Below are 25,301 nucleotides of genomic sequence, written 5' to 3' on the forward strand. Positions count from 1 at the left end.
ATATAGTATATTTTCGCATTTATTTAATCCCTCTTCTCTTCCGTAATAGAGAAGGATTAGTCCTAATCATACAAAATCTGGAAGTCGTTCTTTGCTCCATGAATTGAACTTTAACAAATCTCCAAATGCATCATTGGCTGGGGAAATAATAACCCCTTTTTTAAACGAATGGTCTGATAACTTACTTGTATTTCGCATTATTAAAATTCCCTCCTTCATAAAGAAACGGGGAGAGTACAAAGTATGATTGAATGAAATTTTAAGAATCATTTAATCCCCTGTACTCCTAATTCTATAAAAAATGAAATTAACTCAATTGGATATTAATTATATTTTTGCCACTAACCCCTTAAACTTTTCATAATTGACTTTCACACCGTCATCCAAGTCAATCTCAATTTGCATATCCGCCATATGGTGTAACAGCTCATCATACGCTTTCAACTCGTCGATTTTCTTATCGAGGGATTTCAGTTCCTTTTTGGCATTGCTGATTTCTTTCGTTGTGGAATCTCCTTCGATGATATCAAGCAAGTCCTTCTTCTCCGCATCCAAGCGAATTTGAACTTCATGCAAATAATCCGTCCGAATACGGGATAGCGTCGTTTTGTCGTAACGGTGCATATAAATAAGACAATTGAACGCCTTTTCCTTACCTGATGTAAACAGCCAGTATATCGGTCGCTTCTTATACACTTGAACATGATCTTTATAAAAGTCGTTCAAGAAGTAACGACGCAATGCTTCCCTCGCTGTCTCATTTTTACGTCGACCAATCGCATCCGCTACGAATTCGAGATTTTCTTCCAGTGTTTCTTCACTAAACGTTACTCGAACGAACTCAACGAATCTTGTTACGATATCATCTTCGAAATAAGCACCTGGCAGGATTGGAAGGATGTTGTCTTCGTCTACGGAAAATGTTTTATATCTGGAAGAATCGAATTCTCCGCCTGCATAGATAAGCCCTTCTTCATCAAGCGAATAACGACCGAAAGAACAGCCGATTGCATAGGAAATGAAGCTTGTAATGTCACGTTCTAAATCGGCTTTGCGGATGGTGATATTATTAACGTCAACTTTTGAAGATAGTTCATCTTGCAAATTATAAAGCTGAATATATATTTTATTGAGCTCTTCTTCATAAATCGTCATTTGATTAAACTGCTCTTCCATAAATTCTTGCCACAACCCAAAAGCTATTTTAAGTTGCGTTAAAGTATTTTCATCCTTCATTAAAGGGTGCTTTTTGAACCCCCAGGAGAACTCATATGAATCCCATTCATCTTTCGAGATTTGTATTAAACTTTCAACCTTAATATTAATTGATTCAATGATTTCTTTATCTGAAAGTATTATCGGAATTTTAGCAACTGATTCCGCTTGAATTGCGATTGTTGGATTAATTATTCTTACGAAGTGGTTAGCAATTTTACTACACAAAAATCCAATAAAATAAGAATGAAATTTCTCTTCTGCGAAAAGAACTGAACCATTGGAATCAAAAATAAAACCTTCTGGCAAGTATCGCACTCCGAAATATGAACTACTAATTCTGGACCAAGTTATTCCCCTTTGAAAATAATGTTTCTCATTTGTTATTTTCCAATTTAAATTATCACCCAATTGGGGGTATACTCGTCTTGTATTTTCTTTTATTTCATGCCCATCATTTTCCCAATTTACAACATAATCATTATTTCCATACCACTTTCTGAATTCTCCACCTTTACAATACGGAATCCATTTTACTTTTTGTTTAAATGCATCTTTCGCAGACTTCATAGAAATACCCATTTTATCAAATTCTATTTCATGCCATAATCTAAGAAAGCGATTATTATCACCCGTCCTCATTCCAAAACAAATTTTAGAGTAATTATCCAAACTTTTATTATTTGAAAAAACTTCATTTACATTTCCACTTGCCCAATACGCAATCGGGCTTCCTGGAATTTTACTGAAGTTTTCTTGACTGAATGAGTAACGATGCGGAGCAGAGGGATTAAGAACTGCATCTACCGCTTTTTCTCGTTTCTCTTCAGCTGTTCTTTCTTCGATCATTCGCAAATAAATTCCTTTGCTATCGGACACTTCAACACTTCTTAATACAAACGCCGTTGATTGCACAACTTCGCCACCAATTTCCTCAAATGCTCTCGGTCCCAAGTGCAACATTGTATCGATGAATTTATTGTTAATGACCTTTTCACGCAACTTTTCAAAGCTGGATAGGAACATCCATGAATGCTGATTAATGGCCGCATAGAAACCGTTTTTCTTTAAGTAATGATCCACTTCCATGAAGGAGGCGAATAAGTCGGATTTTGAATCGGGATAGTTCTTTTTGAGAAAATCAGACAGTTCTTTGTTCATACTTCCCGAACCCATGTAAGGTGGATTCATGACGACGATGTCATATTGTTGACCCATGATTTTCGATTGTTGAATAAGTAATGGAAGTAAAGCCAATGTTTTCTCCCGCATCTCTGTTTGAAAAATATCATCTACAGGATTGTCTTTTATCTCACGAAGCCTATTCTCTAAATATACTGTATCTATTGCCGTCGCTTTAATAAGTGAACCGTATGTTTTGGCATTTTTAAATGTATCAATTAGGATTTTTGTCACATCGAATACTGTATCGTTATCATTGCCTGCAACATACAAAATGTCTTCTTCTGTCCATCCGTTCGTTTCTTGCACAGATGCCAAATTGAGTGTTAGTCCATCTCTTTCGATACTTCTTAAGAAACGTCTATTGTATTGCAATGCTTTCATAACAACTGAAAAGCTTGCCAATTGATACGCTCGATCGTCAATGTCTAATCCATATAAATTTTTTTCAATAATTAGGCGTGGAATTTCTCTTTCCATATAACCGCATTTGCTATAAATCTCGTAAAGAACATCGAACATATAGACAAGGATATGGCCGCTTCCCATTGCAGGATCAAAGCACTTAATGTCCTCTACATCTAATTCTTTATTGACATATGGGATAATTTTTTCTTGAGATTCTTCTTGTTCGTGATTTAAGAAAAACTCCCATCCTTCGATTAAATCATTATGCTCTGGATGGGCTTCTGTCCAGTAACGTCCAAGCGAGTTTTGCACCATATATTGAACAATCCAGTCTGGTGTAAAAAGCTGAGTTGCAAAAGGGATTTCTTCCGCCTTATATTTCTTTTTCGCTTTGAAAACACGGTCTTTTTCTTCGGCAATATAGTATTGATACAACCACCCGATTACCTCGATTTTCTCCCAGTTAGCTTCTGGTATAACTTCCGTATCCGTCATTTGACGTACAAACGAATCCGTCCCAAGTAACCCTTCAGGGAAAAGAATCTCTGAATAATCCTCAATCGTCTCAAACATAAAGGGCATATAACGATTCAAGTCATTACAATGCGTTTTGATTAGATATTTGAAAAGCTCGTCTGTTTCATTGTTCATTTTCATGTCGTAAACTTTTTCTTTATCTAAGTCAAGATCCAGTGATAATGCTTCTTTCATCATATCTGGCTCGGCACTACCTGAATTCGAAGAAAGGACACGCACTTTTGTTGGAAGATAATCGTTTACTTCCATGTATCTCAAAGCGATAAAACGGTTGAACCAAGTGTAGGATGTTTCTTCCATTAATCGGTCAAAGCCGATTTCATTAATACGGGCGATAAGCTTATTCCGTTGTCGTCTTTCTGTATCTGAAAGCTGTTTGCCGTCAATAAAGACAGCATCTGAGCTTTCAACGTTAGCTTTTTGAATTGACTCGGCTGTAATACCAATTTTTCTTGCTTGAAGTTCTACTTTTTCCAGCAACTCTCTTCTTGCTTCAGTTGCAAACTTCTTTAATGCGGTTTTGTTCAAAACTATTTCACCTCTATTTGATATGATGCTTTGTCTTAGAATCCAAGTACCTTTCTAAGTAGAAGTATCGGAAAACGTTTTTTACTAAATCTTTGCCACTAACCCTTTAAACTTCTCATAATTCACTTTCACACCGTCATCCAAGTCAATCTCAATCTGCATATCCGCCATATGGTGTAACAACTCGTCATATGCCTTCAATTCGTCGATTTTCCTATCAAGAGACTTTAGCTCTCTTTTTGCATTGTTGATTTCTCTTGTTGTGGAATCTCCATTAATGATTTCAAGTAAATCATTTTTCTCAGCATCCAAGCGGGTCTGAACCTCGTGTAAATAATCTGTTCGAATACGAGATAGCGTTGTTTTATCATATCTATGCATATAAATAAGGCAATTGAACGCCTTCTCTCTACCTGAAGTAAATAGCCAATAAATCGGTCTTTTCTTATAAACTTGGAGATGATCCTTATAGAAATCATTCAAGAAATATCGACGTAGGACTTCTCTCGATGTTTCATTTTTTCTTCGTCCAATTGCATCCGCAACAAAGTCAAGATTTTCTTCAAGTGTTTCCTCACTAAATGTTATTCTGACGAAATCAATGAACCTTGTTACGATGTCATCTTCAAAATAGGCACCTGGCAGAATTGGAAGGATGTTGTCCTCGTCTGCTGGGAATGTTTGATAACGGGAAAAATCAAAGCCACCACCTGCATAAATCAGACTATCTTCGTCGAGTGAATAGCGGCCGAAGGAACAGCCTATTGCATAGGAAATAAAGCTTTTAATATCTTGTTCTAAATCGGCTTTGCGGATGGTTATATCTTTATCCTCCACTTTAGGCTCAAGTTCATCTTGTAAACCATAGATTTCAATAAAAATACGATTTAGCTCTTCTTCATTCAACTTTAGCTGATTGAACTCCTCCTCCATAAATATCTTCCATTTCTTGAACGTAGATTCTATCGAAGTTTCTCTTTTATACATAATTAGAGGATGTTTTTGAAAATCCCAGGAAGTCTCTATTGAATCCCATTCTTTTTTACTAATTAAGTAATTTTCATTCGTTAACTCGTCAATTATTGACATAGTTTCTATATTAGTTTTTACAACAGGGAATTTTGCAACTTCACCAGATTGAAAATTTAATGTAGGATTTATTTCGCCTAAAACATATTTAAAAACTGAAGAGTTTAATAAAGATAAAAAATAATTTCTTTCGTTCTCGTCTGTATATAAACAACAACCACCATTATCAAAGATAAACCCTTCTCCAAATTTTCTAATACTAAAATTAGAGGAAGTAATGGTAGACCATGTTAAGCCAGGCTTCATAAAATAATTATAATTGGCTATAACAGCTGTCGGTATTTTCCTAATTTCCTCGGCGTCATTTTTCCAATCAATTAAGTATTCATTATTTCCGTACCACTTTCTATAACCCCCGCCTTTATTATAGGGGAACCATCTATTAATTTTAGTTTCTTCTTTAACAATTTTGGTCTTATTAAAGTTCACTGTATTTATGTCTACTTCATGCCATAACCTTAAAAATAAATTATTATTTGAAGTTGAATTTCCTTTGCGGGGGGATGCAATTTCTCCAAGTTTTATTGAGTTCTCAAATAGTGTTCTTACCTTATCACTCACCCAATACGCAATAGGGCTTCCTGATATTTTGCTAAATTGATTTTGTTTACAGGAATAGCGATATGAAACAGAAGGATTTTGAACAGCTTCCAATGTTTTTATTGGCTGATTTTCTATACCAGTAAAATCCGATAGCTTTATGAACTCTCCTGACACATCTACATGATAGTTTCGTAAAGTAAACAAACACACTGGTACCATGGCCGCTTCAAAGCCGTTATATTCCAATTGAATCAATGAGCTAATATTTTTTTCTTTAACGATTATATTTCGTATATGTTCATAAGAAGAAATAAACATCCAAACGAACGGAGTAATAAAACCTAATTGACCGTTCGGCTTTGTAGACCGAAAGCTATATTCCATAAATGCGGAATAAAGGTCGGATTTAACATTTGGATAATTCGCATTTAAATACGTTGTAACTTCTTTCGACAAATATCTATTACCTGCATATGGTGGATTAGTAATAAAAACATCATACTTTTGATCCATGAGAGATGATTGCTTGATTAAACATCTAAATAACTCCAAAGTACGATCTTTCATTTCTAATTCGAACAAGTTACCCACTTGTTGTTCGATTGCAGTTAAACGTTCATGCAGAAAAGAAGTATCGTAGGATTCAAGTTTAAGAAGTGAACCAATTGCTTTCGCATGTTTAAATTGTTCAATATAATTTTGCATTTCATCAAACTTTTCACCAGTATGTTCCCCAGCTAAAAAGGCCACTTCCTCATCCGTCAATTTATTTGTTTCTTGAATAGATGCTAAATTCAGCACTAAGCCTTCTCGTTCAATACTCCGCATAAATCGCTTGTTATATTGCATTGCTTTCATTACGACTGAAAAGCTTGCCAATTGGTACGCACGATCATCTATGTCTAAACCATAGAGGTTCTTCTCAATAATAAGACGTGGAATTTCTCGCTCAGTGTATCCACATTGACTATAGATTTCATGGAGAACGTCAAACATGTACACCAAAATATGCCCACTTCCCATGGCAGGGTCGAAACACTTGATATCTTCAACATTAAGTTCTTTATTAACATATGGAGCTAATTTCTCTTCAAAATCTACTTCGGGATTTGGATTTTCTAAATAGAACTCCCAATTTTCTATCAAACCTCGATGCTCAGAGTGTGACTCAACCCAATAACGTCCCAAAGCATTTTGCACCATATAACGAACAATCCATTCAGGTGTGAACAATTGAGTTGCAAATGGGATTTCTTCGTTTTTATATTTCTTTTTTGCCAAAATAACTCGGTCTTTTTCTTCAGCAATATAATATTGATAAAGCCACCCAATAATCTCAACCTTTGTCCAATTATCTTCTGGAATGACTTCCGTATCCGTCATTTGCCGAACGAAAGAATCCGTTCCAAGCAATCCTTCTGGAAAGAGAATTTCCGTATAGTCTTCAATTGTCTCGAACATAAATGGCATGTATCGGTTTAAATCGTTACAATGCATTTTGATCAGATATTTGAAAAGGTCGTCTGTCTCATTGTTCATTTTCATGTCGTACACTTTTTCTTTATCTAAATCAAGATCCAGTGACAAAGCTTCTTTCATCATATCTGGCTCGGCACTGCCTGAATTTGAGGATAGGACCCGCACTTTTGTTGGAAGATATTCGTTCACTTCCATGTATCTTAATGCGATGAAACGGTTGAACCAAGTGTATGCCGTCTCTTCCATTACTCGTTCAAAGCCGATTTCGTTAATTCGAGCAATAAGTTTATTCCGTTGTTGTCTTTCTGTATCTGAAAGCTGTTTGCCGTCAATAAAGACGGCATCGGAGCTTTCGACATTTGCTTTTTGGATAGATTCGGCTGTAATGCCAAGCTTTCTTGCTTGTAGTTCTACTTTTTCAAGCAACTCTACTCGTGCTTCGGTTGCGAATTTCTTTAATGCAGTTTTATTCATCTATTTTCACCCTTCATTCGATAAACTCGATTTGTTTATTCGATTTGATGATTTGTTTTAATTTATGGGATAACGTATTGATGTATTTATCGACATCATCTTCTGTCGATAATGTTGTCACGGCAACAAGTTCAGTTACTTTTACTGCCTGTTTTTGAACAATCGTTTTGACAGGAGTTTCAACGATCGTACCTGAATTCCTTTTTTGTTCTTCGGCTTTCCGTCTTTGCCATTCAGCAATTTCCCGTTTGATTTCTGTCGCTGTTCTTTCTTTATAGCTCGCACTTTGGGAAATTGTTGCATCGACTTTAAAAATATCTGTAAAGGCATCAAGACTATCCTTTAATCGGTTGTAGTGATCATCGACTTGTTGTTTGGTTTCATTTGATACGCCATACTGCTTCGCCAGAATGGACAATTCATCATAGTCTACTTTTAACTTTTCACGGGCATTGTCTTTTTTCTCGTTTAGGACGAGGTTTAATTTTTCATTAAACGCATGAACCAACTCAGGGATGTCTTTGATTTTCCGATAAGGAATTGGGTCTTGGATAATGGAACGTAGCTTTTCCATCTCCCCAGCTACTTCTTTTCCTGATAAATATGTTTTAATTTCCTCGTACTTGGACAGTGCCTCCAAACCTTGATCGAAAATATCTTTCTGATTTGTGCCAAAGAAACTTTTCACATAGACGATATCTTCTTCCCAATCTGCCAAATCATCTTCCAGTTCTGTTAGCTTCGTGAAGAATGAAGCGTTATCGAGTTTGCTATCAAATTGCTCAAAGTATTCAAGCCCTTTGTCGAGTAAGCTCATCCCTGGATATTTTCTGCCTTCATAACGGGCTTTGTATGCCTTGATTTCGGCGATTTGTTTTTCAATCAACCCACGGATATCTTTTACCAAACCATCTTCATCATCTGCTAAATCCGTTGTGTTGAAAATTTCCCTGCATACACGTTTAGCAGTACGGATAAGTCCGTCGTCAACTTTCACACGCTTAACAATGATTCCTTTATCGGCTTCATTTGATTTACCAAAGACCGTCAGCAATTTGTTCGCATCTGTTTCTGGCTCTAAATATTCGGCGTTATAACGGATGCGGATACGTTGCTCTTTCAATAGCTCCGCAACGAGTCCTGCGATATCAAGCTGTTTCCATCCGAATGGTTTATCTTCGAAACGGTCATAGACAAGCTTTACTCGAATTTGTTTTTGGATTTGATCTTGCATGTCAATAAATTCATAAACTTCTCTCTTTGCCAATTCGTTTGGTTTTGTTCCAATTGAATCGTCCAAAGAAAGTTGGTCATTGTCAGAAGCTAAAATAGCGATTAATTGTCTCTCGTTCTCCAAATGTTCTTTTACATAGCCTAACTTTGTGTAGACGTTATCTACCAACTGTTTGAAGGCTGAATTGATTTTCTCCTTTACTGAAGAACCTTTGATATCCATTTTGTCGCCGTTGACGAAAAACGCCCCGTCTTTAATGGCATTGTCTAACAGTTCCCGTACCCTGCGTCTCCTTTCACGCACTTCTGCTTGCTTGTTGTTCAAGATATTATGAATGTTTTCTGGAAGCTGAGTGATGTTCTTTTTCTTGCGGAACTCTTCAATGCGTAATGCCTCTTCCATTTCTTCGACATAAGCTTCGTTGCCACCAAGTTTAATGATCATTTCGCCACTGCCTGAAGTCATCATCATCATTTCCTGATCGGACTTATGATAATGATCTGACAGCGGAGACAGAATTTGCAATCCAATGCTTGATGTCTGGTTGCCATAATTTTTCTCATCCATTTTCTGATTATAAGAGAAGGAATACTGTCGTGAATAATTGAAACGCTTATCATCGTACAAGTCTTGGAAAATATAGTTTGCCAGCTCCCGCTTGACGATATCATCATCAATGTTCATCTGTTTAATTTCACGGTTAATGTCCTGCTCATCATCCGTTAAGAACAAATAATAATCGCCATTCTTTTGAATCAATGTTTGCGAAATCAATTTACGAAGAGAACCTTTGATTTTTTCTTTTAGCTGTAGCTTGTCTTCATCAATATGTGTCACCATGAGTGTTGCGATGTTGTCGATGTTTGCTGGCAGTTCTTTAATGTATTTGATCATGAATAATAACTTTAGTAAGTCTTTGTTGAATGGATCATCTTTTAACGCTGGGTTTTCATTTGCTCCTTCAATAACCCTTGATATAGACGGGTTAAGGAATTCTTTAATCGTATCGTAGAACGCATGGAATGGAATGAGCGTGCCTTCTTCCGCATCTTTATAGCGAAGCCCTGCTTCTTTGAACGCAGAAAGCATCGAACGTTCTCCTTCAGACAAGTGCTTGCCTGATGAGCCGTGTTTCCGTACTTGCTCAAATACATTTTGCAGGAGTTTGAATTGATATGGAATGAATGGATATACTTCAGCGAACTCCTGTTCATTGTCATACCCCCTAAGATCCGCTGTACTTTCACGGAAGCTAATAAGATTTTTCAAGATGGCACTTTTTTCAGGGAAAAGAACTTTTAGTTTGTCATTGACGTGCTGGTGCTTCTCTAAAATACGTTTCTTAATGACTTCATCTACCGAGATGGATGACAAGGATAATCTTGTATCGAAACGACCTTGGATTCGTGAGAAGTCATCACCTTTTACTTTTACTATGGAGTCAATGCTTTCTTGCGATGTCACCATGATCCATACTTTCCCGTGGGCATGCGTCCCTAAATCTTCCGCAAGCGTCTGCAAGTTGAGCATGAGATTACGGCTATCTCCGATGTATTGACCAATTTCATCGACGAGAAAGACTAAGTGGAATTTCGGGCCTTTTTCGTCAATGTATTCTTTCACGTCTTTCGAGAATTTCTCAATGCTGATTTCAAAGTTATTTACACCGTTTTCAAACCAATTGCGTGCTGATTCCTCCGACATATCCGTCACTTTTGTCAACGCTCCGATAACGAAATCCGCATCAAAGTAAAAGCTGTTGCGACGGCTCTCCCATGGTTCGCCCGCTAACGCTTGGAACTCCTGTTTAAACGCTTCGTACACGTCTTGCTTGTCCAAATACTTCTCCATCTCCGCAACGCCTGGAATGTCCCCATAATAGCCTCTATGTTCGTAAAACACCTTCATAAACACACGTAAGATCGCATCTTCTTTAGATTTATTATCAAGCGAGCTTTTCGAATCAATGTTGAAAAGAATCGTTTCTGTGTCCACGTCAGCAGTTCGCTTCATGTTCGCATATACAAGTGGATCTTTTACCTTTTCTTCAAAGAAATCAACTGGCTTTTTTCCTTGTACAGCTTTGTTTTCTAATAGGTAAGCAAGGATTTTAAGGAAGTGTGATTTACCCGATCCGAAGAAACCCGAAATCCACACACCCATTTTATCCGTCTTGCCGTCGATTCCCTTTTGGTAGTTATCATAGAACTTAGAGAAGTGTTTATGTAATTCTTGTGTAACGACATACTCGTCCAATTCTTGATATATGTCCGCTTCACTTGTTTGGGCAACTTTAATAACGCCACGAATATCCCGTTCAATATCTTTTAAAAACATCTCTTTCAGTATCATCTAATTTCCCCCTCTTCCATTAATCGACTAAGCGAAATGCCCTGTAGTAGTTATCATCTTTAAATTTGCTGAACAATTGGAGTGACTGACCGTCGTACTGTCCCGGGAAGAACATGATGACAGGTGTTTTGTCCAACACTTCCTGAAGGTTGTTCAGGATGTTATGAGAGCGTACAAACGGGTACACTTTCCCAACCCCTGTAAGGAAAACAACATTGTGGTCACCCATCTGTTCCTCAATTTTCTGTAGAAATACTTCGGGTTTGGCAAATGTCGTCATCGCTTTAAACAAAGCATCTTTTCCTTGTTGTTCTTCCATCTGAAAAATACGGTCAAAAATCCGTTTTTCTTTTGTAATTTCGATAAGCATTTTATATAAATCAAACTCGATAATTCGTCTGTTCGTCCCTTCATAGCTGAACTCTTTCTTGATATGCTTGATATAGTCCCTCACGACAAGCTCACCGTCTGACTCATAGTCGAAGACATAAAAACTGATTTCATTGCCAAGTCCACGCCCATCAATGAATTTGTCTTCTTTGATTTTCGGTATGATCTGATCCAGCCTTGCATTCAAATTCGCCATGTTGTCACCCCTCATTCACCCATCGCACGGACATATCGGGCATCGCCAATATGGGTAAGATGGTTTTTGATTTGTTCGTCTATAATTAGGCGGTTTAGTTCCTTGCCCCGACGTTCTTTAAACATGCCACTTTCGTATAATACCTGCATAAATGCCCGCTTCAACTTTTCGATATTTATATCACTCCAACTGGCAACTTTGTCACTTTGCTCTGATTTGGTCGTGAAAAAAAGATTGATATCCTTCTTTTCAATCATATAATCGTTATTCTGGAACTTTTCCCTAATCACTTCATCCATAAATTCAAAAAAAAGTAAATCCGTTTTCATAATGGCATACAAATTAATCACTTTGCTCATTTCAATGGAACCTTCCGTCATCAGTGAAGCTAATGTCGAATCAATCGCTTTAGCTCTCCTCATTACTGATGGCAATGTTCGAGTGATTCTTCCTTTATTCTCGAATTGAAATATGTTATCATCTACTACTTTGCTTCTAATCTCTTGTGTAGATAGCCCCATTTGTTGCAATTTAACGACCTGCTTTAATTCAAACAACAAGTAAGATGCACCATTCATACTTGAAGAATATTCTAATTCTATTGTCATCTAATCCTACCTTTCGCACAAGACTATCAACCTATTTCATTTCCAAAATTCTTTCAACAACAACTAATCGTCTTTTTCCACTCTGCTGTTGAACAACTTTCGTGAACTCATTATTTTTAATCAGTTTGTCCTGATTATTTTCATACATACTTTTAACGCCTTCTATTAGTTCATCTTCTTCAATTTCCTCTTCCCAATATGCATCGACTAACTTGTTCAACGCAGTCGCCAAATCACGTTGGGTGCGGTAAAAAAGCTTTACTTCCACGAACGCCACCTCGTATCTTTATTTTACTTACTTCTTATATTACTCTTACTTTGTTATATACTCAATATCACCAAAAAATTATTAATTAAAGGTATCAGGTCTTCACACAACTATAGTTCAATTCAGAATTTTTTTTCTGTTTTTTTGGAACCTGGTAGTATATTTAATATGGAGACGGTGGGAGTCGAACCCACATCCAAAGGCTCTGTGACTTCAGCGTCTAAGCGTGTAAATTGATCTTTTGGTCCCCACAAGCATTATGCCATCAGCCAAGGCTTCCTGTGCGCTATTCCTGGAATCGCTTATGACAGCCTCAGAATGCAGATATTATCACATAATGTTCACACCAATTTATACGTTTATTGAGATAAGTAAAACTTCTCTTTTACATATTTCATAAATTCCAATATACATCACCTATCCATCATGTATAGTAAAACTAAACTAAATAACCCACACACCCAATAGAATACAAACTGGAGGCGACAAACAGTGAAAAAAATCATCCTAACAACCGAAAGCGGTGCTGATCTACCAGAGTTTCTAGCAAAGAAACACAACATCCATGTAGTACCCATGCACGTAGTCATGGATGGCCAAGACTATTTAGACGGTCATCTACCCGTCCAAGATATCTTTGATTTTTATGCCCGCACCAAAAAGATACCATCCACCGCCGCCACAAATACTCATGAGTACCAAGAGTTTTTCAAAAAGATTCGAACGGAATTTCCTGATCATACAATTGTCCACATAGGCTATACATCAAAGGCGTCTGTTTCCTATCAAAATGCGTTAACAGCTGCGAAAGATTTTGAGGATATTTATTTAATCGATACATTAAACGTTACAGGCGGATTAACTACGGTGATTATGTATGCGGTTACTCTGCTGGAGGAAGAACCTGAAATAGATCCTGTCCACTTGCTAGAAAAGATCGAAGCAAAGGTTCCCAAAGCGAGACTTGCCTTTCTTCCGGGTAGCTTAGATTTTTTACGGGCTGGCGGACGAGTCAGTAATATGGCGTATCTAGGCGGGGCTTTGTTAAAAATCAAACCGTGTATTGAATTAGTGGAAGGGAAGCTTGTTTCGACTAAAAAATATCGTGGGAACATGAGCAAAGTGGCTGAAAGTTTACTGCTAGACTATTTACAGCAATATGACATTGATCGACAACAAATATATTTCATATACTCTATCGGCCTTAGTGAGACTATTAAAGAACGGATCAATGACATTGCAGGAAAAAAAGGATTCGAGAATAGTCTTTGGATTGAAGCGGGTGCGATGATTTCGTCACATTCTGGTCCTGGAGGATTTGGGATTGCGGGGATAGAGGTTTAATATCAAAAAGGTACCTGTGTTATACAGGTACCTTTAATTATGTTGAGCTCTATCTAATAAAACACAAATACCGTCCTCAACAACAAACGAGCTCCATTGCCATCAGTGAAGGTATTTTCCAACCCGCTATGGAGAATTGCAGCTTCGTATACAACTATAGATCAGTTACTTGTTTTTCATAAGAGAACTCTCATTTAAACCCTCACTGAATATATTTCCAAACATCTTCCACAGATTCATAGCCGAAAATATTACACAATAACAGCCCCAATTCAATCGAGTCCGCTCACATTATCGCTTCTTTAATGTCTACTTGTGCCCCTGCATCTTATTAATTTAGTTTCGTATATTTTAAACTTAAAAAGCCAATAATGGAATTAATATCGAATTTTACCGTCCTTCCAAAATGCTTTTTAACATATAGAAGTGAGGAATGTACATGTTTTGGAAAAAACAACAGGATGAAAATAAGCCTGTTTCTCAATCAAACGCAGAATCAGAAATATCAATAGAGACTCTAAAAAAAGCCCTCGTTCAAATGGATGATGCGGAATTTGTGGAACTCAATATTTCTGAAAATCAACATGTTGATCTTATCTACGTAAGAACTCTGATTGACCAAGAAAGATTAAATGAAAGCATTCTAAAACCTTTATCTAACTGTTCCAAACAATCCATTCAGGAATGCAATGTTCACTCAACAATAAACTCCATTTCCACTTTTAATGAGGCAATAAAGCAGCTGTTTAAAGGATCTGTTTTGTTATTTGACTCTTCGTCAAACCTTTGGTTCGCTATCCCTTTAGAAAATCCACTTGGACGTGCAATTGAACCATCCGATACTGAAACCATCCTTTTAGGAGCAAAAGACAGCTTCAGTGAACAGCTAGAACAAAATATTACGCTCATTCGTAGGCGTCTTCCAACACATGATCTGAAAACAGAGAAGTTCACCGTTGGTTCTTTAAGTAGGACAAATGTGGTTTTATTGTACATAGAAGGGCTGACCAATCCAGAATTTGTTTCAACCGCCAAAAAGAAGATTTCGGAAATTAATTATGATCTCTTATCTGATTCTTCTCAAGTAGCGGAATTCATGGAGGAACATCAAGATAGTATTTTTCCTCAGTTTCAGCAAACTGACCGACCTGATGTTGTTGCTTATTCTCTGGGATCAGGAAAAATTACGATTCTGGTAGACAATACACCTTTTGCTCTCGTTGCCCCAATTACTTTTTTTCATTTGTTCCAATCACCAGAGGATTATATTAATCGATGGGTAGTTGCCAGTTTTTTGCGTATCATCCGATATGTAAGTTTTATTCTGTCTATCACATTGATCCCATTCTACGTGGCATTAACAACTCATCACTATCAAATGATTCCTTTACAAACACTTTTCGTCCTGGTGGAGTCAAGGAGCAAGCTTCCGTTCACTCCTTTTTGGGAAGCATTTATCATGTTGATTTTTATTGAAATTATAAAAGAAGCAAGTTTAAGGATGCCAACAAAGACTGGTCAAACGCTTGGGGTTATTGGGGGCATTGTAATTGGTCAAGCAGCAGTTGAGGCTGGTATGGCAAGTCAGGTGTTAATTGTCATGGTAGGGATTTCAACTATCGGATCTTTTCTTGTTCCTAATTACCTTGTGACAAAGGCGAATTCATTGATTCAATTCATTCTTCTTATATTTTCTTCGTTTCTTGGGATAGTAGGGATTGTTTTGGCAATGATTATCATTTTAGCCCACCTTAATGGCTTGTCTTCACTCAAGCAGCCATATTTATCTCCTGTTGCCCCTTTCTATGGAAAAGATTGGCTTGACCTATTCATTCGAGGGCCTTTAGTCAAAATGAAGGAGCGTCCAGAACATCTTAAACCGCTGAAGATGAAGAGATATCAAACTAGGAGATGAACTGATGGAAGCCCTTCAATTATTTAATAAGAATGAAACCTATAATGGGTTCTATGTCATGTTGATGGTGAATCGCCTCCAAATGCTTTACTTTTTTTTGATTATGCCAAGATTTTTGATCCATTCATATATGATTTGGGTGATTATAGCGGTCGGCATATTGTCTCAACTAAACATTCTTCTTTTATCCAAATGGTTTTTAACCCGGATTTCTAGCGAAGGATACAACGGATTTGTCCAATTATTCGGAAAAAAACTTGTACGTCTCCTCTCATTCATCGGGTTGTTCTTTATCCTGCTTAAACTTTTCGTGATTATGTTAGGATTCTCGGAAATGGTTCAAATATTTATGTTTCCAGCTACAGATTCAAATTGGCTTATCTTTTTTATTATGTTGTCTAGTTTGTATGTAGCATGGAAGGGCGTTGAAAAAACTATACGTTTTGTCGTGATTTCATTTTTGTGTACATTTTGGATGTTCTTATTCTTTGCTTTTTTCTTCTTTCCTCCAATAGCTCAACTCAGTGATTTGTATCCAATTATTCCAATGGAATTAAGTGTGAATTCCTGGAAAGGAATATTTTTAATTTTATCTTCATTTTCAGGGCCTGAATTTCTGGTATTTTTGGGACCGTGGTTTAAAACAAATAATAAGACATTTCGCTATTTGTCTTATGGCAATGCTCTAACCGTTATAGAGTATGTATTCTTATATATGGCGTCCTTATTCTATTTCGGTTCCAATTATTTAAGCAAAAGTCAATTTCCAATTGTCACTATGGCCCGTTATTTTCAAAATCCAGTAATTGAACGTATTGATATGGTCATGCTTTCTTTAGAATTATTTAACATCGTCTTTGCGGTTTCAATTTTTCTACTGTTGTTTTATGGAGCATCTAAAATAGCTAGTGGGAAAATGGAGAGACCACCCAGTCGAGTAGGCTTTTTATTCAGTGTATTCATTATTTTAATTGGAATGATTCTTGTAAATGAATGGATTTGGAAGTCAGATGAAAAGCAGGTTATTTTACTTAATCTTCAAATTTTAGCAGGAAGCTTAAGTTACTTAGTGGTTCCAATTACTATGATCGTAGTGATGAAGATAAAGGGGGTTAATAAACATGAGACTACGAAAGAAGATGGCTAAAAAATTGTCAATCATATTTATGGCGTTATGGTTAACTGGATGTGCCCCTTTTACTGAAAATAACATTATTGAAGAGCTTACTCCAGTCACATTTTTATCACTTAGTAAAGGGGATGAAGGTAAAATAAAAATCAGTACGATTTTGCCTTCTCTAAGCAAAGAAAAAAAGAGTGTAATAACGCAAGAAGTAAGCTTAATAAAGGAGGTACTAAGGAGTTTTAATTTAAACTTCTACCAGGAAATGAAATTTGGGCAAATGCGAATGCTGATAATTAATGAAGACCTCGGAAGAAACGAGGGGATTATGTCCATTATTAATGTGTTATTGACTGATCCGGATATTTCTTTGAGAATCTATTTAGTTATCGTAAAAGGAAATTTTGAAGAATACTTGGAAAATCAATTGGACAAACAAGAAAATCTTGATTACTCTTTTTACCAAATGCTGAAGCACTATGAGGAAAAAAATCAGGGAGAATTAAGTGTCGTTAATCTACATGAATTTAAAAATTTGTTATATACTCCTTATTCAGATCCTTTCTTACCTGTATTCAAAATAGAAAATGACGCTATCAGCTATGAAGGTACAGCCCTGTTTCAAAATGATAAACTAGTTGAAATACTAACAACTTTTGATGATCGTATCTTCCAACTGTTACACAACGATCACTACTTAGCAGTTTTACCGATTCCAAAATTACAAGTTGTTCTCGGTCATGTTAGGTCTAAAACGAAAGTGGATATCAATAAAAGCTTGTCTACAATGACCTATACAGTGAATATAGACTCAAGAATTGAAGAATACCGGGGAGAAAAGCAATTATTTGACCCACAGGATTTAGAAGATTTTAAAAAAGATATCCAATCCAATCTTGAAAAACAAACACAAGAACTAGTAAAAAAGATGCAAGAATTGAATGTGGATCCATTACAGCTAGGCATTCATACATTAAAACCATTCTCAAAACCAATGGATGAAAAAAAATGGATTGAACTTTACAAGAAGATGGACATTAAAATAAAATACAATATTAATATTAATCCTTTGACGGATGCAAATTCAAAAAGGCAAAACCTTTAATTCTTCCTATTGCAATCTCTTTCTCATTAATCGGACGTGCGTCTTCTTCAGCCTGCTTTTCCTTTAACCATTGTTCACGTTCGGCCTTAGGCTTCCGTCCGTGCTTTTTCGGTACCTGCTTCTTTTTCTTTTTGGCGGCTTGGACTCGATCTCTTGCCTCAAAATGTGTGGCATCGAAGGCGACATATTTATCGCTGATACGCCCTTCGTCGATGGCAAGTAGAATTAGTTCATCATGGATCTGTGGAACTACTTACAGCATCAGGTGGCGTATGAGAGGCACCTGATATGATTACATTCTGTTCTCTATATTTCCCAGCATTAGCTCTGTCTATTGAATGAAAGACGATGCCATGCAATTGTTTAATCACCATTTCCGCGAAAGGCTGATCTTGCTGCACCGTTTCTTCCGCAACTAAAATTGCTTCCTTATGATTAATAGCTTCTAGGTGCTCTCTCATGGATTTTCCAGCAATAACTATGCCGTCCTCTAGCACTACTTTCGTTTCATAAACCGTTAACGTATTTCCTTCAATCGCATTGGAGTGATATGTATTTTTAATCAGAAAGTCTTCTTTCAAGCTTCGAATAAGTCCTTTTGAAAGTGGTCGTGGTTGATCGACTTTCTTTTTTAACAGTGAAAGTCGATCTGTTTTTTCTATCACAGCTTACATCCCCTTTATTAAAATAAGGGATATTGTGCAAGAGCTCTCTCTTGTACAATATCCCTTCATAGAAAAAGTGTAGAAAACCGATTCATCACTGAATATATTTCCAGATGTCTTTAACGTCTTTGTATAGGTGCTTCACTACAATTCATTTTCTAAAATTCGATCTATTATTCGTGTGATTTCCTTTACAGATATATCTTCTTGTTCGTTTTTAGAATAAATGGTTAACGGATATATTTCTAAGTCGGCTGTGACTAAATACCATATTACACGAAATCCGCCACTCTTTCCTTTGTTTGCATTTGGATTACTCAATCTGGTTTTATATACGACATTTCCTTTGGTTCTGGGAATTCGGTCCCCATATAATTTACCTTCTTCAAAATCCGCAAAAAGGGAATCGACTAAATCAACCACTACTGGATATTTTCTAGCGATTTTTAAAAGCTCTTTTTCGAACGCTTTAACGCCAAGCACTTTATACTCCATTATTTTTCTTCTAAGCTCTTCCTCACTCGGTTCATCATATCCTTATATGAATGTTTGGGTAGCTTTCCCTTTCTCATTTGGTCTACTTCTTTTATAGATTCTGTCAGTATTTTTTTACTATCTGCCTGATTGTCTTTTAAAATGGCCATTTCATTTTCCTCCTTCTCATCCACACATACCACATCCTTTCAGATTATGTATATGTGTAAGTATGTAATGAGCATGATGATTTAAACATCGTTTTACTTTATTTTAAAAATAAGGGATATCACACAAGAGGTTCTCTTGTACAATATCCCTTACATCTTATTACACCTTAATCTCATAATGGAGACGGTGGGAGTCGAACCCACGTCCAAAGGCTCTGCTACTTCAGCGTCTACGCGTGTAGATCGATTATTTAGGTTTCGCGCAAGCATTCTGCCATCAATCAGGGCGTCCTGTGCGCTATTCCGGGAATCTCTTATGACACCCTCAGAATGCAGATGTCATCGTAGCTCACTAATAAGTGAACCTTACGCCTCCACATGAGCGATGGAAACGGAAGGTAGATTCAACAGCTTACGCTGCGAATGCTAGGTTGTTGTTTGTTTTGCCAGTTATTATTAACTGTCGTTTCTGACGGAGACGATCCCTCCGACGCGCGGCTCAAGCCCAGACCACCCCTGTCGAATCCGTAACGTCCCCGAAGGAAAGTCCGGAACCCAGGCCCGTTTCACTTAAAACGGCGGGTCGTACTTGAAACTATCTATAGTATACAATAAATCGGCTCGAATATCAATCTTGCTGTCTGGATTTGAATGCTCGTTGCATATCGCGCTTATGCTCTTTTTCTTTCAAGTCTTGGCGCTTATCATAGAGTTTCTTTCCTTTACCTACACCAATCAATACTTTCGCGAAGCCGTTTTTAATATACATTTTCAACGGAACGATCGAGTAGCCTTGTTCTTTCATCGTGCCTGCGAGTGAAGCAATCTGTTTTTTGTGCAACAGTAATTTTCGCACGCGGACAGGATCATGGTTATGAATATTCCCTTGTTCGTATGGATTGATATGCATATTCGAAATCCACGCTTCATTATTACGGATCAAGATAAACGCATCGCGCAACTGGACTTTCCCTTTGCGGATCGATTTGATCTCCGGACCTTTTAGCACAATTCCTGCTTCAATCGTTTCTTCAATTGCGTAATCAAAATTCGCCTTTTTATTAATGGCGAGTACTTTACCGGTTCCCTTGGCCATGCAACTTCCTCCCTGACGGAAGACCGGAGACAAGCTCCAGTCTTATTTTTTCTTTGGACGTTTCTTAGATTTCTTTGGCATTCCTTCATAAAACTTCTTCTTTGGTTTTTCGTACTTTTTATTGCGCTTGTCGCTGGAACTTTTCGCTCCGCCACCCGCACTGGATTTCTTACTAGAACCTTGCGCTTGGCCTCTACCAGCACCTTGGCCTCGGCTCTTACCTCTGCTAGCTTGGATCACTTTTGGTGACTCTTTACGAGAGCCTCTGAAGTTTTCTTTCATTCCGACGATTTCGAAGTCGACTGATTGCTCTTCTGGTTTAACAGAAGTCACACGCACTTTTACTTCGTCTCCGATCCGGTATTGTTTCGCTGTACGTTCGCCGATCATCATCATTTGGCGATCATCGAAGCGATAGTAGTCGTCGTTCATGTTTTTGACATGGACTAGTCCTTCTACCGTGTTCTCTAGCTCTACAAAGATTCCGAAGTTCGTAACAGAAGAAATGACTCCTTCAAACTCTTCCCCTACTTTGTCGAGCATAAACTGCGCTTTCTTCAGTGCGTTCGTATCACGCTCTGCATCTACCGCACGGCGTTCACGTTCAGACGTGTGTCGCGCAATCTCAGGCAGTGTAGCAGACCAATGGGCAACCGTTTGAGCCGATGTGTCTTTATTGAATAAATACGTACGGATCAGTCGGTGAACGATTAAATCTGGATATCTTCTGATCGGTGCAGTGAAGTGCGTGTAATATTCCGTTGACAAACCGAAGTGACCAATACTGTCTTGGAAGTACTTCGCTTGTTGCATCGAACGTAATAACATCGTTGAGATAAGGGATTGTTCTGGCATTCCTTCGATCGATTCAACGATTTCTTGCAACGCACCTGAATCGACTTGTTTGCCCGTGCCCTTGACGACGATTCCGAATGTTGTCAGGAACTCGAAGAAGCGTTGTAGTTTCTCTTCTTTTGGATCTTCGTGGATTCGGTATAAGAACGGTACTTTCATGCGGTCGAAGTGCTCTGCAACGGTTTCGTTGGCAGCTAGCATGAATTCCTCGATTAAGCGTTCAGATACTGTACGCTCCACAATGACTACGTCTGTCGGCCAGCCGTTTTCATCTACTAGAATTTTGGATTCTTTGAAGTCAAAGTCGATGGCACCACGATCTTGACGCTTCTTGCGGAAAATGCTGGCTAATTTCGCCATATCGTTTAACATCGGTACAATTTCTTCGTATTTCTTTGATAGTTCTTCATCTTGATGCTCAATGATTTGGTACACATCATCGTATGTCATGCGGTAATTCGAATTGATGACACTTGGATAAATGGCATGATCAATGACTTTACCGTTCGAATCGACTTTCATTTCGCACGTCAGTGTTAAGCGGTCTTCTCCAGGATTGATGGAACAAATTCCGTTAGACAAGCGATGTGGTAGCATCGGTATCACGCGGTCTGTCAAATAGACACTCGTTCCACGGTCTGCCGCTTCTACGTCCATCGGAGAATTCTCCGTGACATAGTAGCTCACGTCTGAGATATGGACAAATAGACGATAGGATCCATTGTCTTCTTTGAAGACGGAAATCGCATCATCCAAGTCTTTTGCGTCGGCACCGTCGATCGTCATCGTCAATTCATTACGTAAATCTTTACGGCCTTCGAAGTCTTCTGGCTGAACGGTCGTCGGTACACTTGTCGCGTGTTGCATGACGTCTTCAGGGAATTCTATCGCAATGCCATGCTTGTGAATGATCGATAGGATGTCTACACCTGGGTCATTTTTATGGCCGAGAATCTGTGTGATCATACCCGTCGCATTGTTTTCATCGCTTGGCCAGTTCGTAATTTCAGCAATCACTTTCTGACCATCTACCGCTTCTAATGAATGACCTTTTTCGATGTAGAGGTCCATTGGCAATTTCTTGTCATCCGGTATAACGAAACCATATCCTTCATGTGCTTGATACGTTCCGACGACTTGTGTCGTTTTACGCTCGACGACTTTCGTGACAACCCCTTCGCGACGATCTCCAAATGAGTCGTCTGATACGCGTACGAAGACGATATCGCCATTCATTGCGCTGTTGACTTCATGAGGTGGGATGAAGACATCATCGCCTTCTACTTCCTCTGGCACCACGAAGCCGAAGCCTTTTGCGTGACCGATGAATTTACCGCGAAGTAGATTCATTTGTTCAGGCAGGCCGTAGCGGTTATTGCGTGAACGCACGATTTTCCCACTTTGTTCTAATTGTACGAGCATTTTTACTAAGTCTTTAAATTCGTCCGCCTGTTCTAAGCCGAGTGCTTCTTGAATCTCGTGCACAGTGGACGGGGTATAGGATTTTTCTTTTAATAAAGACATAACCCGTTCTTGTAACTCTTTTATATTTGGTTCCAAAAAAACCATCTCCTCCTTTTGTTTCTTTAGTTATACCTTCCCCTATTTTCACTCTTGCCAATCAAGGGATTCTAAAAAATGTAGTACATTTTCGTGAAGTTGTGCTTTTTCGGGGCCTAGTGTAATGACATGTCCCGATTCTTCGTACCATTGTAGTTCTTTTTCTGTAGATTCTGCTTCGTCATAGATGATTTGTGCAGAGTTCGGATCGATGACGTCGTCGTGACGTGATTGAACGACGAGTAATGGTGTGTAGATGCAGTCGACTTGGTCGCGCACGCCTTGTACCATCGATTGCAAACCGTCTAGACCTGGCATGGACTTTGTTTTTAAGTCGTCCATTTCTCTTTTGATTTGCTCGTCTGATAGGCCTGCGAACTTTTTGTAGTCTCGTGCGTATTTCAGCACGCCGGACCACATCAAGTCAGTCGTTTTCATCGTCATCGGTGCACACATCGTGACGATGCCTTTTAGCGGAAATTGCGTGGCCAGTTTCAGGGAAAATACGCCACCAAGTGATAATCCCGCCACCGCAATCTCTTCATATCCTGCCTCTTTTAGCTCATTATATGCATCCAGTACATCTTCCCACCACTGATCAGGATTTGTTTGGATTAATTCTTCAGGCGGCACACCATGACCGCGGTAATGTGGTGCTAGTGACGTGTAGTTATGCTTTTCAAGGAAGCGGCCGAGCATCCGCACATCCGCGGATGTTCCTGTAAAACCATGCAATAGTAATACCGCACGTTTTCCGTGTTGAAAGAAGAATGGTTTCGGTTGGGCAATTCGCATGTCTTTCGTTCCTTTCTACGAAAAGCGCCTGACCGTTCAAACATGGTCAGGCGCTTGCATTTTATATTTTCATGATCGCAATGGTTAGGACAAAAAATAGGACGGATAAGACGATAGTCGCTCTTTGTAGAACGAGATCTAATCCACGTGCTTTTTGTTTTCCGAAAAGTTGCTCTGCGCCTCCGGAGATGGCCCCTGACAGTCCCGCACTCTTACCGGATTGCAATAAAACGACGACTATTAATGCTATAGCTACGACTATCAGCGATGCTGTGAAAACTGCATGCATGTTTTTCCACCTCCAAAAATAGCAAGTTACAACATTTCTATTCTACCAAAGCCCGTCTCTCGGCACAACCTTTTGTTACAAATTATGCCGAGTGACCAGTAGTAGTCGCTATTATTTATTCAAATTATAGAATGTGTCTGTACCTAGGTACTGTGCTGTTTCAAACAATTGATCTTCGATACGAAGCAATTGATTGTATTTCGCGACACGATCCGAACGAGAAGGTGCACCTGTTTTGATTTGACCAGCGTTCGTTGCGACTGCGATGTCTGCAATCGTCACGTCTTCTGATTCACCTGAACGGTGAGAGATGACTGCCGTATAGCCTGCGCGTTTCGCCATTTCAATCGCATCGAATGTTTCAGTCAATGTACCGATTTGGTTTACTTTGATCAAGATCGAGTTACCGATGCCTTCGCTGATTCCACGTGATAATTTCTCTGTGTTCGTTACGAATAGATCGTCACCAACTAATTGGACTGTATTGCCAAGACGTTCTGTCAATAGTTTGTGGCCATCCCAGTCGTTCTCGTCCAAACCGTCTTCAATCGATACGATTGGATATTTTTCGCAAAGCTCTTCATACCACGCAACCATTTCCTCAGATGTTTTACGAATATCTTCACCTGCAAGGTAGTAGTTGTTTTGGTCTGAATCATAGAACTCAGAAGAAGCTACGTCCATCGCAAGCAAGATGTCTTCGCCCGCTTTGTACCCTGCTTTTTCAATTGCTTCGATAATCGTAGAAAGTGCTTCTTCGTTAGAAGCTAAGTTCGGAGCAAATCCGCCTTCGTCTCCAACTGCTGTGTTCAAACCTTTACCGTGGAGAACCGATTTCAGGCTGTGGAAAATTTCCGTACCCATGCGAAGTGCATGACGGAAAGATTCTGCGCCAACTGGCATGATCATGAATTCTTGAATGTCAACGTTGTTATCTGCGTGCTCTCCACCGTTTAAGATGTTCATCATCGGTACCGGCAATTGCTTCGCGTTGAATCCGCCAAGGTACTGGTACAATGGAACGTCCAAGTAATCTGCTGCTGCGTGTGCAACGGCCATGGATACACCTAGGATTGCGTTGGCACCAAGCTTGCCTTTATTGTCGGTACCGTCTAATTCGATCAATGCTCTGTCGATCACGACTTGATCCAACACTGAATAGTTTTCTTCTAGTTCAGAAGAGATCACTTCATTGACGTGATCTACTGCTTTCAATACGCCTTTACCGTTATAACGATTTTCGTCGCCGTCACGTAGTTCTACCGCTTCATACTCCCCAGTAGATGCACCGGATGGTACGATGGCACGTCCAAAGGCACCGCTTTCTGTGAATACTTCTACTTCTACAGTTGGATTGCCTCGTGAATCCAATACTTCTCTAGCTTGAATGTGGGTAATGATTGGCAT

General features: G+C 38.6%; 19 protein-coding genes, 1 other RNA gene and 1 pseudogene. 4 read left to right on the forward strand and 17 right to left on the reverse strand.

Annotated features, from left to right (window positions below; all coding sequences use genetic code 11):
- Positions 1–66: 66 nt before the first annotated feature.
- The 7 genes from SporoP17a_RS17105 to SporoP17a_RS05225 form a co-directional block, all read right to left on the reverse strand.
- Positions 67–198 carry a hypothetical protein gene (locus SporoP17a_RS17105; protein WP_257788189.1) on the reverse strand — a complete coding sequence of 44 codons (132 nt, stop codon included), beginning with the start codon at positions 196–198 and terminating at the stop codon, positions 67–69.
- 129 nt (positions 199–327) lie between these two features.
- Positions 328–3,870 carry a BREX-1 system adenine-specific DNA-methyltransferase PglX gene (gene pglX, locus SporoP17a_RS05200; protein ID WP_083033308.1) on the reverse strand — a complete coding sequence of 1,181 codons (3,543 nt, stop codon included), beginning with the start codon at positions 3,868–3,870 and terminating at the stop codon, positions 328–330.
- 84 nt (positions 3,871–3,954) lie between these two features.
- The gene (gene pglX, locus SporoP17a_RS05205; RefSeq protein ID WP_083033311.1) at positions 3,955–7,455 is read right to left on the reverse strand and encodes a BREX-1 system adenine-specific DNA-methyltransferase PglX; all 3,501 of its coding nucleotides are present in this window, start codon (positions 7,453–7,455) and stop codon (positions 3,955–3,957) included.
- A 13-nt stretch (positions 7,456–7,468) separates the two neighbouring features.
- On the reverse strand, positions 7,469–11,041 hold the full coding sequence (gene brxC, locus SporoP17a_RS05210) for a BREX system P-loop protein BrxC (protein ID WP_083033314.1): 3,573 nt from the start codon (positions 11,039–11,041) through the stop codon (positions 7,469–7,471).
- A gap of 19 nt (positions 11,042–11,060) precedes the next feature.
- A complete protein-coding gene (locus SporoP17a_RS05215) occupies positions 11,061–11,627 on the reverse strand; it encodes a DUF1788 domain-containing protein (protein WP_083033317.1) in 567 nt (188 codons plus the stop codon).
- A gap of 11 nt (positions 11,628–11,638) precedes the next feature.
- A complete protein-coding gene (locus SporoP17a_RS05220) occupies positions 11,639–12,235 on the reverse strand; it encodes a DUF1819 family protein (protein WP_083033320.1) in 597 nt (198 codons plus the stop codon).
- A 31-nt stretch (positions 12,236–12,266) separates the two neighbouring features.
- A complete protein-coding gene (locus SporoP17a_RS05225; protein ID WP_083033322.1) occupies positions 12,267–12,503 on the reverse strand; it encodes a TIGR04540 family protein in 237 nt (78 codons plus the stop codon).
- A 492-nt stretch (positions 12,504–12,995) separates the two neighbouring features.
- Here SporoP17a_RS05225 and SporoP17a_RS05230 point away from each other — a divergent pair, with 492 nt between their 5' ends.
- From SporoP17a_RS05230 to SporoP17a_RS05245, 4 genes are all read left to right on the forward strand, one after another.
- Positions 12,996–13,847 carry a DegV family protein gene (locus SporoP17a_RS05230; protein ID WP_083033325.1) on the forward strand — a complete coding sequence of 284 codons (852 nt, stop codon included), beginning with the start codon at positions 12,996–12,998 and terminating at the stop codon, positions 13,845–13,847.
- Between the two features lie 439 nt (positions 13,848–14,286).
- The gene (locus tag SporoP17a_RS05235) at positions 14,287–15,762 is read left to right on the forward strand and encodes a spore germination protein (RefSeq protein ID WP_083033328.1); all 1,476 of its coding nucleotides are present in this window, start codon (positions 14,287–14,289) and stop codon (positions 15,760–15,762) included.
- 4 nt (positions 15,763–15,766) lie between these two features.
- A complete protein-coding gene (locus tag SporoP17a_RS05240; protein ID WP_167693384.1) occupies positions 15,767–16,909 on the forward strand; it encodes a GerAB/ArcD/ProY family transporter in 1,143 nt (380 codons plus the stop codon).
- Positions 16,884–17,990, forward strand: a complete 1,107-nt coding sequence (locus SporoP17a_RS05245; protein ID WP_083033334.1) for a Ger(x)C family spore germination protein — start codon at positions 16,884–16,886, stop codon at positions 17,988–17,990. The genes SporoP17a_RS05240 and SporoP17a_RS05245 overlap by 26 nt, the downstream gene beginning before the upstream one ends.
- A 13-nt stretch (positions 17,991–18,003) precedes the next feature.
- Here the strand turns inward: SporoP17a_RS05245 and SporoP17a_RS16960 are convergent.
- From SporoP17a_RS16960 to eno, 10 genes and pseudogenes are all read right to left on the reverse strand, one after another.
- Positions 18,004–18,225: pseudogene (locus tag SporoP17a_RS16960) on the reverse strand (IS5/IS1182 family transposase); the annotation flags it as partial.
- On the reverse strand, positions 18,224–18,655 hold the full coding sequence (locus SporoP17a_RS05255; RefSeq protein WP_083033337.1) for a Fic family protein: 432 nt from the start codon (positions 18,653–18,655) through the stop codon (positions 18,224–18,226). The pseudogene SporoP17a_RS16960 and the gene SporoP17a_RS05255, both read right to left, overlap by 2 nt.
- A gap of 144 nt (positions 18,656–18,799) precedes the next feature.
- A complete protein-coding gene (locus tag SporoP17a_RS05260) occupies positions 18,800–19,150 on the reverse strand; it encodes a type II toxin-antitoxin system RelE/ParE family toxin (RefSeq protein ID WP_083033339.1) in 351 nt (116 codons plus the stop codon).
- Positions 19,150–19,299, reverse strand: coding sequence for a hypothetical protein (locus SporoP17a_RS16715; protein WP_156890526.1), 150 nt, complete (start codon positions 19,297–19,299; stop codon positions 19,150–19,152). The genes SporoP17a_RS05260 and SporoP17a_RS16715 overlap by 1 nt, the downstream gene beginning before the upstream one ends.
- Before the next feature lie 176 nt (positions 19,300–19,475).
- Positions 19,476–19,837: a transfer-messenger RNA gene (ssrA, locus tag SporoP17a_RS05265) on the reverse strand.
- Between the two features lie 90 nt (positions 19,838–19,927).
- Entirely contained in the window at positions 19,928–20,395 is a 468-nt protein-coding gene (gene smpB / locus SporoP17a_RS05270) for an SsrA-binding protein SmpB (RefSeq protein WP_083033341.1), read from the reverse strand.
- A 42-nt stretch (positions 20,396–20,437) separates the two neighbouring features.
- Complete coding sequence (gene rnr / locus SporoP17a_RS05275; RefSeq protein ID WP_083033344.1) at positions 20,438–22,819, reverse strand: ribonuclease R; 2,382 nt, start codon at positions 22,817–22,819, stop codon at positions 20,438–20,440.
- Between the two features lie 39 nt (positions 22,820–22,858).
- Positions 22,859–23,605 (reverse strand): alpha/beta hydrolase, encoded by a 747-nt coding sequence (locus SporoP17a_RS05280; RefSeq protein WP_083033346.1) that lies wholly within the window; start codon positions 23,603–23,605, stop codon positions 22,859–22,861.
- Positions 23,606–23,666: 61 nt separating this feature from the next.
- A complete protein-coding gene (secG, locus tag SporoP17a_RS05285; RefSeq protein ID WP_029054061.1) occupies positions 23,667–23,894 on the reverse strand; it encodes a preprotein translocase subunit SecG in 228 nt (75 codons plus the stop codon).
- Positions 23,895–24,005: 111 nt separating this feature from the next.
- Positions 24,006–25,301 carry a phosphopyruvate hydratase gene (gene eno, locus SporoP17a_RS05290; RefSeq protein ID WP_083033349.1) on the reverse strand — a complete coding sequence of 432 codons (1,296 nt, stop codon included), beginning with the start codon at positions 25,299–25,301 and terminating at the stop codon, positions 24,006–24,008.

Origin of the sequence: Sporosarcina ureae (assembly GCF_002082015.1) — a bacterium.
GTDB lineage: Bacteria > Bacillota > Bacilli > Bacillales_A > Planococcaceae > Sporosarcina > Sporosarcina ureae_A.